This is a genomic window from Mucilaginibacter flavus, assembly GCF_030409315.1.
Classification (GTDB): domain Bacteria; phylum Bacteroidota; class Bacteroidia; order Sphingobacteriales; family Sphingobacteriaceae; genus Mucilaginibacter; species Mucilaginibacter flavus.
On sequence record NZ_JAUFPS010000028.1, the window covers coordinates 459,431 to 472,452 of the forward strand.

The 13,022-nt window shown below is 42.2% G+C and carries 12 protein-coding genes; 7 read left to right on the forward strand and 5 right to left on the reverse strand.

Features of this window, described 5'->3' with window-relative positions; translation table 11 throughout:
- Positions 1-46: 46 nt before the first annotated feature.
- Positions 47-772 (reverse strand): DNA repair protein RecO, encoded by a 726-nt coding sequence (gene recO / locus QWZ17_RS13300; RefSeq protein ID WP_290305725.1) that lies wholly within the window; start codon positions 770-772, stop codon positions 47-49.
- The gene (locus QWZ17_RS13305) at positions 762-1,130 is read right to left on the reverse strand and encodes a diacylglycerol kinase (protein WP_290305726.1); all 369 of its coding nucleotides are present in this window, start codon (positions 1,128-1,130) and stop codon (positions 762-764) included. Before QWZ17_RS13305 ends, recO begins: the two co-directional genes overlap by 11 nt.
- A gap of 301 nt (positions 1,131-1,431) precedes the next feature.
- Here QWZ17_RS13305 and QWZ17_RS13310 point away from each other — a divergent pair, with 301 nt between their 5' ends.
- From QWZ17_RS13310 to QWZ17_RS13320, 3 genes are all read left to right on the forward strand, one after another.
- The gene (locus tag QWZ17_RS13310; protein WP_290305727.1) at positions 1,432-3,768 is read left to right on the forward strand and encodes an efflux RND transporter permease subunit; all 2,337 of its coding nucleotides are present in this window, start codon (positions 1,432-1,434) and stop codon (positions 3,766-3,768) included.
- Between the two features lie 88 nt (positions 3,769-3,856).
- Positions 3,857-4,450, forward strand: coding sequence for a hypothetical protein (locus tag QWZ17_RS13315; protein WP_290305728.1), 594 nt, complete (start codon positions 3,857-3,859; stop codon positions 4,448-4,450).
- 286 nt (positions 4,451-4,736) lie between these two features.
- The gene (locus tag QWZ17_RS13320; protein WP_290305729.1) at positions 4,737-5,513 is read left to right on the forward strand and encodes an SDR family NAD(P)-dependent oxidoreductase; all 777 of its coding nucleotides are present in this window, start codon (positions 4,737-4,739) and stop codon (positions 5,511-5,513) included.
- A gap of 175 nt (positions 5,514-5,688) precedes the next feature.
- Here the strand turns inward: QWZ17_RS13320 and QWZ17_RS13325 are convergent, their stop codons facing one another.
- On the reverse strand, positions 5,689-5,889 hold the full coding sequence (locus QWZ17_RS13325) for a hypothetical protein (protein WP_290305730.1): 201 nt from the start codon (positions 5,887-5,889) through the stop codon (positions 5,689-5,691).
- Between the two features lie 192 nt (positions 5,890-6,081).
- On the opposite strand from QWZ17_RS13325, the gene QWZ17_RS13330 reads away from it, so the two are divergent.
- The 4 genes from QWZ17_RS13330 to QWZ17_RS13345 all read left to right on the forward strand — a co-directional run bounded on the left by QWZ17_RS13330 (position 6,082) and on the right by QWZ17_RS13345 (position 11,108).
- Positions 6,082-6,564, forward strand: a complete 483-nt coding sequence (locus QWZ17_RS13330; protein ID WP_290305731.1) for a hypothetical protein — start codon at positions 6,082-6,084, stop codon at positions 6,562-6,564.
- A 149-nt stretch (positions 6,565-6,713) separates the two neighbouring features.
- The gene (gene ileS, locus QWZ17_RS13335) at positions 6,714-10,118 is read left to right on the forward strand and encodes an isoleucine--tRNA ligase (RefSeq protein WP_290305732.1); all 3,405 of its coding nucleotides are present in this window, start codon (positions 6,714-6,716) and stop codon (positions 10,116-10,118) included.
- Positions 10,119-10,502: a TraR/DksA family transcriptional regulator gene (locus QWZ17_RS13340; RefSeq protein WP_090651575.1), complete on the forward strand. Its 384-nt coding sequence runs from the start codon at positions 10,119-10,121 to the stop codon at positions 10,500-10,502.
- The gene (locus tag QWZ17_RS13345) at positions 10,503-11,108 is read left to right on the forward strand and encodes a lipoprotein signal peptidase (RefSeq protein WP_290305733.1); all 606 of its coding nucleotides are present in this window, start codon (positions 10,503-10,505) and stop codon (positions 11,106-11,108) included. It abuts the gene before it with no gap.
- A 126-nt stretch (positions 11,109-11,234) separates the two neighbouring features.
- Here the strand turns inward: QWZ17_RS13345 and QWZ17_RS13350 are convergent, their stop codons facing one another.
- Together QWZ17_RS13350 and QWZ17_RS13355 are read right to left on the reverse strand one after the other, a co-directional pair.
- Positions 11,235-11,663, reverse strand: coding sequence for a PepSY-like domain-containing protein (locus tag QWZ17_RS13350; protein WP_290305734.1), 429 nt, complete (start codon positions 11,661-11,663; stop codon positions 11,235-11,237).
- 196 nt (positions 11,664-11,859) lie between these two features.
- On the reverse strand, positions 11,860-12,978 hold the full coding sequence (locus tag QWZ17_RS13355; protein ID WP_290305735.1) for a DUF4407 domain-containing protein: 1,119 nt from the start codon (positions 12,976-12,978) through the stop codon (positions 11,860-11,862).
- Positions 12,979-13,022 lie beyond the last annotated feature (44 nt).

A 13,022-nucleotide genomic window follows, 5' to 3' on the forward strand; every position in this document is an offset into this window, starting at 1 on the left:
CTCTCTCTTTTTTTGTTTTAGGGAGATTTTATTGAGCGGCCTGATATCAGGATAATACCTCTTCCAACACATCGCCAGAGCGGATATTGCCAAAGCCTTCAATATGCATGGCATAATACTCCATCAGTTTTTGGATAAGGTACCGGCGCTCGTCGTTACTGAATTTTAATGATTGGATATCCTCAAAACTACATTGCAGCAGGGTACTAAAGTTTTGCGTATGTGGGGGCGATAAGTACAGTGCGCTATCGGGTTTGTATTTACTGAAGGTACCGTTTTTAAGGTCGAAGTAATCGGCATGGCCAATTAAAAACCTATCGGGATAAAAGCCCAGGTAGCGGGTAAGCCGGGTTAAAAATAGCAGGTGAAAGTTAGCCACATTGCCATCCTGGTGATCAAGCCATTCTATGGCGCTAAACACAAAATCAAAAATATTTTCTTCGGCAGTTTGTTGTTTAATGGCTTTGTAAAGCACCTCGTTCAAAAAAATAGCGATACAGCTTTTTATTACATCATAGGGGATGGTTTGCAATAATGGCGAGTTCTTTAACTCGGCAATGCGTTGTACGCTGCCCGTATTTTTATGGTAAACTACCAAATCGAGCAGGTGCAGGGGCTGCAACATGTTACGGCCAATTTTGGCTTTCGGTTTTTTTGCCCCGTTGATGATGTATGATTGCAGGCCAAATTTTTCGGTAAAAATTTGCACAATCACGCTGCTTTCGCCGTAGTCGGTCGCTTTAAAAACAATTCCGCGGGTTTTATGCAGCATGGTGTATCAACACAATAAGTTTGGGTAAAAATATGACGACACCGGTTATCAACGCAAACAAGGCGGCAACTACCACAGCGCCAGCGCTCACATCCTTAACCCGGCCGGCTTTTTCATTATAACCGGGCGATACCAGATCGGTAAGGGTTTCAATACCTGTGTTTAGTAGCTCAACAACCAACACAAAAGCTATGGAGAGCGCTATCCACTCCCATTCGTTGAAAGATATATCAAGAAAAAAACCTAAGCCAATAGCAATTGCCGTAAGCACCAGGTGTATCCTGAAATTGGGCTGCGTGGCCGTAGCGTGGCGCAAACCCTTAAAAGCAAAGCCAAAACTGCGAATCAGTCTTTTCATTGGGTAAAAATACGGGTTATTGGCGTTATTGAAGTTTTTGGATTGAAGTGGATTTTAAAAATATAAAATTAAGTCATGCCGATTTATTTCGGCACCCCACAGGACAGGTATACAACATGCGCGATGTAAACTTAGCATATGGGGTCCTGAAACAAGTTCAGGATGACTTTGGGCGATACTTTACAGAAACTTAATTGATTTATGCTTTTCCGGTCTTAATTCTTGATTCTCAACTCTTGACTCTTTTTCCCCGGGTTAAAATCTAAATTCGTAGTTTAGCGGCGGTCATTAAATCAAATACATGTTCTGGAAAAATACGGCATCATTCATACTTAAAAACAGACTTTTTGTGTTGATAGGCGTTATAGCGCTTAGTGTTTTTATGGGGTATGAGGCATCAAAAGTAAAGATCACTTTTAATGGCGGCAAGGTACTCCCCGTTACCGATTCGGCCTATATCCGTTACAATCAATTCAAAAAAACATTTGGGCAGGATGCCGCTACCATGGTTATCGGCATAAAATCAGATAGCCTGTTTAACAAAGATGTTTTTAATGATTGGTATACTATTGGCAATAGTATGCGCCAGGTTAAAGGCGTTAAGGCCGTACTATCAATGGCTAATGTGTATAACCTGCAAAAAGATACCGCTAAACACCGGTTTGTACTTAAACCATTGGTTGCTCATGTATTGCCAACCACGCAGGCTGTTGATAGCGTGAAGCAGCAGCTGGCCAATCTGCCTTTTTATAAAGGACTGGTGTTGAGCAACGATGGTAAATCAACCCTCATGGCTATCACTTTTGATGATAAGATCATCAACACGCCGTTAAGGGTGCCCATTATTAAAGAGATTCAGCAGTTGGGCAGCGATTTTGAAAAGAAGCATAACATTAAGGTGCATTACTCGGGTTTGCCGCTCATCCGCACCGTGGTGGGCGATTTGGTGGCGCATGAATTTTCCATGTTCCTGAGCCTGTCTATCCTGGTAACCGCGTTAATTTTGCTCGCGTTTTTCCGCTCGTTTTTCCCTGTGATATTTCCCATTATTATTGTGGTTTTGGGGGTAGTATTTAGCCTGGGCACGCTGGTTTTAATGCATTACGAAATGACTATCCTTACCGGGATCATTCCGCCGCTGGTGGTGGTTATTGGTATCCCTAATACTATTTTTATTCTTAATAAGTATTACCACGAGTATGATTTAAGTGGCAATAAAATGCAAGCCTTGCAACTGGCCATTGAAAGGGCGGGTATCACCACGTTCATCGCCAATGTTACCACTGCCATAGGTTTTGGTGTTTTGTGCTTTACCAATAGCGAACTGTTAACCCAGTTTGGCTTGGTGGCTTCTATCAGCATTATGGCCACCTTTGCTTTGAGCCTTATTTTAGTACCTATTATTTTTAGCTACCTGCCATCGCCAAAAAAACAAAAAAGCGGTATTAAGGATAGCAAAGCGATGGCTAAATTATTAACCGGCCTGGATAACCTGGTGCATAAAAAACGCAAGGTTGTTTATATCACCACTATTGTTTTGGTTTTAATATCGGCTGTTGGCATTACCAAAATGAACATTAATGGTTACGTGGTTGATGATTTACCACAGCACAACAATACGTTGGAAGATTTGAAGTTTTTTGAATCGAACTTTAACGGTGTGTTGCCTTTAGAAGTAAGTGTAGATACCAAACGTAAGAACGGGGTAGTAAACCTGGGCGTTATCCGCAAGGTTGAAAAACTGGAAGCACTTATATCATCTTACCCGCAGTTTAGCCGTTCCATATCATTGATCCAGGCGCTTAAATTTAGTACGCAGGCATTTTATGGCGGCGCGCCGGAGTATTACCGCTTGCCCGACGGACTGGAGCAAAACTTTATCCTCAACTATGCCGGTAACTCGGGCAGTAAAGGCAGCAACGCGCTAAATAATTTTATCGACAGCAATAAACAGGTAACCCGCGTTACATTTGAAATGGTTGACGCCGGATCGAAAAAAATGAACGTGGTATTAGCTGAATTGCAACCCCGTATAGATTCTATTTTTAACCCTAAAAAATTCCATGTAGAGCTTACCGGCAGCAGTATCATTTTTATAAAGGGTACTAACTACCTGCTCAAAAACCTGTACGAAAGCCTGGCCTGGGCCATTTTTCTGATTGCTATTGTAATGTGGATATTGTTCCGTGGCGTAAAAATGATAGCAATATCGCTGTTGCCCAACCTGGTGCCATTGATTATAACGGCAGGCATTATGGGCTTTTTCGGCATCCCCCTTAAACCCTCAACCATATTGATTTTCAGCATAGCGATGGGTATCTCAAGCGATCAAACTATTTACTTTATTACCCGCTATCGTCACGAACTGCGGCATACCAACAAAAGTATTTCGCAAATAGTATCTGACAGTATTTTTGAAACCGGCGTAAGTATGATATTTATTGCCACGGTTTTGTTTTTCGGTTTTGGTGTTTTTGTGGTATCTAAATTTGGCGGTACGCAGGCATTGGGCATTTTGCTTTCAATTACACTATTGGTAGCCATGATTAGCAACCTTACTTTATTGCCCGCGTTTTTGCTAAGTTTGGAAGGCGGCGTTGACAGGAATAAGATTAAAGGACCGGATATAGAGGAATAATAGCCCCTCTTCGGCTTTCCCCAGAGGAGAGGAAGATGAAACCGATATACAGAGAATAACGAGCATTTACACTACTATAAATTTAATCATGATGGAACAATTTGAACATGAACAGGTATGGGCCGAATTTGAAGCTATTCTTGCCCAAAAGTTGCCTGCAGCACAATCATGGAACAAGCTGATTGATTTACTCGAAAATATTAAGGCCAAACCTTATTGGGGTCAAATTAAAAATATCGACATAGCCGCTGAGCGAAAGGAAATAAAAGACTGGTTTGAGTTAACCTTTTCTACAGACGAAGTTACAGAACAAACCAAATGTTTGTGGGTTGGCATCCAGGAGTATGCAGATGAGGACGATGCCAAGCTGTATGGCATTTATTTAAGCGGCTATGAGGTTAGTAGTCCGGATGATATAGATGGTAATGAACCATCATACCTGCCGGAAGAAAGTATGATCATTGTGGATAATTTATCTGCAATTGAAAAACTTATCAATAGCGATAGTGACGATTACGATTTTCTGGATTGGTTATTGCCGGTAGCCTATTGCTCATTGATTTTAGATGACATTATCCGGAATGACCTTTATAAGCTGCTTGTTTTAAGACACAACGATGAAATGGCTATAGCTGTTGGGTACGATGGTGGTGATTATATAGCGTTGACTACTATAGAATAGAGCCTCACCCCGGCCCTCTCCAAAAGAGAGGGAGGTAAAAGAACGCGGGTTTTGACTCACCCGTTCTACGCTTCGCTGGACCGCCCTCTCTCCGGCTAAAGCCGCAAAGAGGGTTGAGGAACAAACAACTAAATCTTCTCGCCCCTCTATGCGACGCAGTCGGAGAGAGGGGCAGACGAGCGCAGCGATGTCGGGGTGAGTCGTAACCGATATACAGAGCCATCATAAAGGTTCAACCCAATAGGTCGAAAGAAATTACATATACGGAACTCAAAAACCTGCTCATATGGATCTTAAACTAAACAATAAAGTAGCGGTGGTATTAGCCGCCAGCAAAGGCTTAGGCAAGGCCATAGCCACTGCATTAAGTGCCGAAGGCGCAAAGGTGATCATTGGCTCGCGCGATGAGGCAGAGCTTACCAAAACGGCAAAAGAGATCAGCAAATTTACCGGTAATGAAGTTGTAGCTATGCCGGTTGATGTTTCAAAGGCCGATGAACTTCATGAATTTATAGCCGAGGCTGCCGCTAAGTTTGGCCGGATAGATATTTTGCTGAACAATGCCGGTGGTCCGCCGTTTGATAAGTTTGAGAATTTTGACGATGAGCATTGGCAAAAAGCTTTTGAACTTAATCTGCTCAGCGTAGCCCGTTTAAGTAAACTGGTATTGCCCCACATGCAGAAAACCGGTAGCGGGCGCATTATCAATATCATCAGTGGTTCGGTAAAGGCGGTGTTGGGTAACTCGGTATTATCAACCAGTATGCGCATGGGCGTGGTTGGTATGGCCAAATTAATGGCCGATGAGTTTGGTCCTTACAATATCACGGTAAATAACGTAGCGCCTGGTTTAATCCTTACCGACCGCATCAAACATACCATGCCTAAAGATGTCGATCCTGAGCAAGCTATAAAAGATAAAGCTAAAAGTATTCCGTTGGGCCGCATTGGTAAACCCGAAGAGTTGGCCGCATTGGTTGCCTTCCTGGCATCAGAACAAGCGGCTTACATTACTGGAACTACCATACAGGTTGATGGAGGGGCAAACAGGGCGATTTTTTAGACAGGAGACTATTTTGTCTGAACCTGGATTCGTCGGATTAAAGGATTAAAGAGGATTTCTTTTTTTCTTAGCGTAAGTCAAAATCCAAAAAATCTGTTTAATCCCGGTTCAGAAACTTTTTGTCTGAACCGCGATAAAAGGATTCTGTTCATTCTTAAATTCTGATTCAGATAATTTACGCTTTCCCTTCCCTCAAATTATCAATAATAAGCGTAATAATGCTCACTATGCCGGCCATCAATAAACCGGTTGCAGCTCCCTGCAGGTATACCTTCCACTTCGATCCTTCAAAAGCAGGTATCACCATGGTTAATGAAAACAGGATCACTGATACCAATAACAGTAAGATAGTGCGCTTTACTTTATTATTTTTCACTCTTCTAAATTAAAAAAATCATTTATAATTTTCTCGCTTTATAACTGGCTGAAAAACAAAGATGTGGTTTTTAAAAAGCTTAATGTAGTTTTAGAATACACCTGTAGTTTATTCTAAAATTATACTTTATCGCTAAATTATTTCTTTATTGTCCTCTTAAATATGATATTGGCGACATAATTTCTAAACCTTATGGTAAAAAACAAAGTTATTGTTTCGCTTTTTGTGTGTCTGTTTTTTTTCGGATGTAAAAAGAATAGTACTCCGGCACCTGCTCAGATTAACGCCTGGACATTTGATAATTTAACCTATGTTGTAACATCTTCAGCCCGTGTAGATTTTTCTACAGGAGGCAAATCGATAGCATTTTATGCAAATGCACAAGGGAGCAAGGCAAAATTATATGTAATTTTCAAATCACTTCCAATCGCATCCGGTAACTACCAGCTTGTTGATGCTATAAATGCCATCGGGGATAATCAATGTTTTGTAGAGGGGACCGATAGTTCCGGTTTTATTTTTTATCCTTATATTTATAACACTCCCGAGCCTCCGGTTTTAGCTGTAACTTTAAACGCAAACAGTAAGATTTCGATATCAATACCGGAAATTACAATCTCGTATCAACAACCAAGCTCCACATATAAATTGAAAGGCACATTGTATGAGAAATAGGCACAAATACTTTAAACATGTTACATTCTTCAGGCTAAGAATAATGTAATTTCTGCTCCTCAATTTCAGATGGTGCTGCCTTTTTAAATATAAATTTCTGTATTTTTGCAACCTCTTAAAAAAGAGGTGATAAACGGTAGAATATATAGATGTACAAGGAATATAAGCAGTTAAACTTATCGCAAACAGGCAAAGAAGTACTGGAGTTTTGGAAACAGAACAACATATTTGAAAAAAGTATCAGTAGCAGGTCGGCAAATAACCCATATACTTTTTATGAGGGGCCGCCAAGTGCTAATGGCATGCCAGGTATTCACCACGTAATGGCACGTTCCATCAAGGATATTTTTTGCCGTTATAAAACCCTTAAAGGTTACCAGGTTAAGCGTAAAGGTGGCTGGGATACCCATGGCCTGCCTATTGAGCTTGCTGTTGAAAAAGCTTTAGGTATCACCAAAGATGATATTGGTAAAAAAATAACTGTTAAGGAGTATAACGATGCCTGTCGTAAGGAAGTAATGCGCTATACCGATGTATGGAACGACCTTACCGAAAAGATGGGTTATTGGGTTGATTTGAATGATCCGTACATCACCTACAAAAACGAATATATTGAAAGCCTTTGGTGGATACTGAAGCAACTTTATGATAAGGACCTTTTGTACAAAGGTTATACCGTACAGCCATATTCGCCAAAATCCGGTACCGGCTTAAGCTCGCATGAGCTAAACCAGCCTGGTACCTACAAAATGGTGAAGGATACCACCATAGTTGCCCAGTTTAAGGTAAAACGCGATGCCGATTCGGCCTTTTTGTTTGAAGGTGTAAGCAGCGATGTGTTTATCCTGGCCTGGACAACCACCCCGTGGACCCTGCCATCAAACTGCGCTCTTGCCGTTGGCGAAAACATTAACTACGTAAAAATAAGCACTTTTAACCCTTATACTTTTGAGCCGGTTTGCGTTGTATTGGCAAAAGACCTGGTAAAAAAATACTTTAAGGCCGAAGGTGAAAACGCCTCTTTTGAAGATTACAAAGGCGGCGATAAAATTATTCCGTGGAAGTTGGAAGCCGAATTTAAAGGCAGCCAGCTTTTGGGCGTCCACTATGAGCAGCTAATGCCATACGTTACCAACGCAGATTTAGAGCAAAACGCTTTCCGCGTAATCCCGGCCGATTTTGTTACCACCGAAGATGGTACCGGCATTGTGCACACCGCATCCATATTTGGCGCGGATGACTTTAGGGCCTGTAAAGAAAACAATGTACCATCGGTATTAGTAAAAGATGAAAACGGCAAGGATGTTCCCCTGGTGAACAAACAAGGCCGCTTTGTTGATGAGGTTACCGATTTTGCTGGTTACTACGTTAAAGAAGAATATTATACCGCCGAAGAGCGTGCCGCCGAAGGCTTTAAAGCCACCGACGTGCTGATCTCGATTAAACTTAAAACCGAGAACAGGGCCTTCGACGTAAAAAAATATGAGCACAGTTACCCGCACTCCTGGCGTTCAGACGAACCAATTTTATACTACCCGTTAGATAGCTGGTTTATCCGTACAACAGCGGTTAAGGATAAAATGGTTGCGCTCAACAAAACCATCAACTGGAAACCAGAATCGACCGGTACCGGCCGTTTTGGTAACTGGCTGGAAAACCTGGTTGACTGGAATCTTTCACGCTCACGTTACTGGGGTACCCCGCTGCCTATCTGGCGCGAGGAAAATGGCGGCGAGGAAAAATGTATTGGCTCGATAGCCGAGCTGAATGCCGAAATTGAAAAATCGATTGCCGCCGGCTTTATGCCCGAAGGTTTTACGTTAGAAGATATGCACCGCCCTTATGTTGATGATGTGATCTTAACCTCATCAACCGGTAATAAAATGTTCCGCGAACCGGATTTGATTGACGTTTGGTTTGATAGCGGTGCGATGCCTTACGCGCAATGGCATTTCCCTTTTGAAAACAAAGAAGAATTTGCCAAAGCCTACCCTGCCGATTTTATTGCCGAAGGTGTTGACCAAACCCGTGGCTGGTTTTTTACCCTGCATGCCATAGCCGTAATGCTTAGCGAATGCAGCGACGAGGTGAAAGCCGTAAACGAAAAAGTAGGCAACGGCGGCGTAGCTTTCAAAAACGTAATCTCGAACGGATTGGTGCTGGATAAAAACGGCAACAAAATGTCTAAACGTTTAGGTAATGGTGTTGATCCGTTTGAAACCATTGAGCAGTTTGGTGCCGATGCGCCACGCTGGTATATGATTAGCAATGCCGCCCCATGGGATAACCTAAAATTCAATACCGATGGTATTGATGAGGTTCGTCGTAAATTCTTTGGTACGCTTTACAACACCTATTCGTTTTTTGTGCTGTATGCCAACATTGACAAGTTCACTTACAGTGAGGCTGAAATAGAGATCAGCAAACGCCCGGAGATTGACCGTTGGATTATCTCGTTATTGAACACCCTTAGCCGCGAGGTGGATGGTTTTTATGCCGATTTTGAGCCAACCAAAGCCGCCCGTGCTATCCAGGAATTTGTGGACGCGCATTTCAGCAACTGGTTTATCCGCTTAAGTCGCCGCCGTTTTTGGAGATCAGATAACTCGGATGATAAGCTTTCGGCTTACCAAACGTTATATACCTGCCTAATTACCATCAGCAAACTCATGTCGCCGATAGCGCCTTTCTTTGCCGATAGGTTATATTGCGATTTAAACGCGGTTACCGGTAAAGAGGCGTTTGAATCTGTACACCTGGCCTACTTCCCTGAGTATCATGCCGAACTGGTGGATACCGACCTGGAAGAGCGTATGCAGCTGGCCCAGGATGTATCGTCGCTGGTATTATCGTTGCGTAAAAAGATAGGAATTAACGTAAGGCAGCCACTTAGTAAAATCCTTTTACCTATATTGGATAAGGATTTTAAGGCCCATGTGGAGCAGGTAAAAGAATTGATATTATCTGAAACCAACATCAAAGATATTGAGTATATTACCGACACGGCAGGCTTCATTAAAAAGAAGATAAAACCAAACTTTAAGGCCCTTGGTCAAAAAGTGGGTAAGGATATGAAAGCGGTAGCCGAGGTAATAAATAAATTTACAAATGAAGACATTGCTTCATTAGAAGCAAATGGCAGTATTGATATAGAAGTTGCTGGACCTGAACCACTCACCACTCACTACTCACTACTCACTTCAGACGTTGATATCATTGCTGAGGACGTTCCCGGCTGGCAAGTTGCAAATTTAGGCAAACTAACCGTGGCTTTGGATGTTACGATAACCAACGAATTAAAACAGGAGGGTATCTCAAGAGAGTTAATTAACCGGATTCAAAACCTGCGTAAGGCTAAGGAATTTGAAGTAACTGATAAGATCAGCGTACGGCTTAGCAACCACCCTTATGTGAAAGAAGCGGTGGAAAGTAATTTATCCTATATTTGCGCCGAAATTTTGGCGGATAGCTTAACGCTTGACAGTCAGTTAAATGAGGGCGACAAAGTAGAGATAGACGAAAATGAAATTTTGATTGTTATTAGTAAAATATAAATGAAAGTGGAAAACGAAAAAACCAGGTACTCTGAGTCAGACCTGCAGGAATTTAAAGCGCTCATCCTGGATAAACTGCGTATTGCTAAAGAAGAATTAAACTCACTTGCAACTTCATTAAGCTCGCCAAATGCGAACGGAACTGATGATACCGCAGGAACTTATAAAACATTAGAAGACGGATCGGCCACGCTGGAGAAGGAACAGATCAACCAGTTAGCTGCCCGTCAGAAAAAATTTATCGATCAGCTGGAAGCTGCTTTGGTACGTATTGAAAACAAAACTTACGGTATTTGCCGCGAAACCGGTAAACTGATCCCTAAGGAACGTTTGCGCGCAGTGCCGCATACTACCATGACCATGGAAGCAAAAATGAGGCAATAAATGAAGGCGGCTTATACCAAACCTTTTTTAACTGCTACCCTTATTATTGTTGCCGACCAGGTTATTAAAACCTGGGTACGCATACACATGTACATGGGCGAAGAAATTCGCTTTTTTGGCAGTCACGGCATGCTGCACTATACCGAAAACAACGGGATGGCGTTTGGCATGGAGTGGGGCGGTGATGTGGGCAAACTGGCATTAACCCTGTTTCGCATTTTTGCGGTTTGTGGTATTGTTTACAGTTTGATATATCTTATCAAACATAAATATAACCGTGGCCTCATCATGAATGTAGCGTTGATATTAGCAGGCGCGGTAGGCAACATCATTGATTCAACCTTTTATGGTATTATATATCAGCATGGCCCGCTATTCCATGGCCGGGTGGTTGATATGTTTTACTTCCCGCTGTTTAGGGGTACTTTCCCTTCGTGGGTGCCCATCTGGAGTAATGAGCCGTATGAATTTTTCAGGCCCGTATTTAACCTGGCCGACGCATCTATTTGTGTTGGTGTGATTGCGATATTGCTTTTTCAAAAACACTACTTTAAGCACGAGAAGCCCGAAGTAGCCAGTCCTAACAGTGAAATGGTTGAAGAGTAAGATTTTACTATATACATTAAAAAGGCCTTTGTGATTCACAGAGGCCTTTTTAATTGTATTAACAGCCCGTTATAACAATAACGGTTGTATAGGTATTTAACGGGACATATAACCTAAACCAAGCCCTCAATCTCTTTTTACAAAGTTCCCGCTTTCGTCAAAAATCAGGTCGCCCCCTTTAATTTCGGCCTCGTAAAATGTTTTGCCGGTGGCATCGGTTACCTTGCCCGCCTCCTTAATTTTTGCGCCTTTGTAGTTCGTGGTTACATATGGAGCTACAGACTTAGGCAAATCGCTTATTTTAATCGCATTTACAATCTCCACAAAAGCACCGGCAGGAGTAAACACGGCCGAATTGTCTTCGCCCGATTTACCGCCCCAGTTGGCTTCGTAATTACCCTTTTCTTTTTCCCAGCCTACTTTTGTTGCGGCGGGATATTTTGCGGTGAAAGCGGTTTTAACTGCTGCGGGTACATCTTTTAGTTTAAGATCCTGGGCCAAAACAGCGCCCGAAGCAAGGCCAAGCGCTATTAAAAATGATAATTTCCTTTTCATGATAAATTTAATTTACACAAGTATAAATTATCAATCTGGAGAAAGGCTGGCCACTTTTTGTAGAAATATTGGATAATGAGATAGTTATCTTAAGGAAGATAGAAGTAGAACAAATATCCAACACCGAACGATTCCTTCACTATTAGATATTGGAAACTCGGTGTTCGATATTAACAGCCATCACGCTGTTCTCTTCTTAATCGTACCGGTGACGCTCCAGGTCATAATCGGATTGATTGGATATGATCTTCTTTCGCCGCTGCACGTCGGCATCCAAATTATGCTCATACGTATTATCGGTAACTGTGATGTCCCGGTCTTTTTCTTTATCGGCCATGTATAAGTTGGCTTCTACTGTTTTGGCAATAGCGGTATCATACGGCCCCTTGGGCGACATCAGCTTTACAAACACGGGCAAACATTCAAACAATATAAAAAGATAGCCTATAAACGAGATAGCCATGTAAGTATCCAAATCGCGCGTGCCGTTTTCATTGTAGGATAGCTGCCCCAAAGCCCAGTTTCGGTCGGAGAAACCAGCCACGTTGGCCAGGCTATCCAACTGGTGATCTGTAAATAACCTCAGAGAGTTGAGTCCTTCATAATCTTTGCGGTTACTCAGGTACTGGTCCATTTGCCCCTGGCTTTCGGTAACCGTTTTTAGGCGGGCCTCCTTTTCTTCCAGTACAGATTGCTTTTGCTTTGCATACGTACCATAACCGGTAATGCCCGATGTTTGGTTGGTTTTATCGCCAAAAACTTCCTGGTTTAACTGGTAGCGTGAACGGTTGATATCCTTTTCGAGTGAGTCCTTTTCTTTTTTCAGATCGTTGTTTTTACCCAGTTCCATGGCATACTTTTCATTGTATGTTTTTTCGAGGGTGTCAATTTTGCGGTGCTGACCTTTTAAGTAAGATGATTTCAGTTTCTGGCGAATTTCTTTATCAAAGATTTTAAGTTCCAGCGGGCGCGAGATTACGATACCAATCATTATGGCCAGTAAAATACGTGGCGATGCCTGTAAAATCTGTTGATTGGTGCTGCCCTCCTTGTTAATGCTGGATACAATGTACCTGTCCATATTAAAAATAGCGGTGCCCCACAGCAGTCCAAATAAAATGGCAAAAAACACAGCGAAGGTATCGCCATTAAAAACAAAGTACATGGCATAGCCGCCCGATAATGAGGCAAACAAAGCGGTAAAAAATATGGTAGCCCCAATGCCCACGTATTTATTATGCTCTACGGGGTATTTTTTTAATGTATCTATATGCGCTCCTGAACAAAACCAGAAAAAGCGGGTAACTTTTTTCATCTACGTGATCTGTTTAAATGGTGCCGTTCAATATTTATGTCAAA

What these genes read in the sequence shown, in the direction of transcription:
- recO (WP_290305725.1), bottom strand. Translation starts at nt 772, where the DNA reads ATGCTGCATAAAACCCGCGGAATTGTTTTTAAAGCGACCGACTACGGC.
- QWZ17_RS13355 (WP_290305735.1), bottom strand. Translation starts at nt 12,978, where the DNA reads ATGAAAAAAGTTACCCGCTTTTTCTGGTTTTGTTCAGGAGCGCATATA.
- QWZ17_RS13340 (WP_090651575.1), top strand. Translation starts at nt 10,119, where the DNA reads ATGAAAGTGGAAAACGAAAAAACCAGGTACTCTGAGTCAGACCTGCAG.
- QWZ17_RS13330 (WP_290305731.1), top strand. Translation starts at nt 6,082, where the DNA reads ATGGTAAAAAACAAAGTTATTGTTTCGCTTTTTGTGTGTCTGTTTTTT.
- QWZ17_RS13315 (WP_290305728.1), top strand. Translation starts at nt 3,857, where the DNA reads ATGATGGAACAATTTGAACATGAACAGGTATGGGCCGAATTTGAAGCT.
- QWZ17_RS13345 (WP_290305733.1), top strand. Translation starts at nt 10,503, where the DNA reads ATGAAGGCGGCTTATACCAAACCTTTTTTAACTGCTACCCTTATTATT.
- QWZ17_RS13310 (WP_290305727.1), top strand. Translation starts at nt 1,432, where the DNA reads ATGTTCTGGAAAAATACGGCATCATTCATACTTAAAAACAGACTTTTT.
- QWZ17_RS13350 (WP_290305734.1), bottom strand. Translation starts at nt 11,663, where the DNA reads ATGAAAAGGAAATTATCATTTTTAATAGCGCTTGGCCTTGCTTCGGGC.
- ileS (WP_290305732.1), top strand. Translation starts at nt 6,714, where the DNA reads ATGTACAAGGAATATAAGCAGTTAAACTTATCGCAAACAGGCAAAGAA.
- QWZ17_RS13305 (WP_290305726.1), bottom strand. Translation starts at nt 1,130, where the DNA reads ATGAAAAGACTGATTCGCAGTTTTGGCTTTGCTTTTAAGGGTTTGCGC.
- QWZ17_RS13320 (WP_290305729.1), top strand. Translation starts at nt 4,737, where the DNA reads ATGGATCTTAAACTAAACAATAAAGTAGCGGTGGTATTAGCCGCCAGC.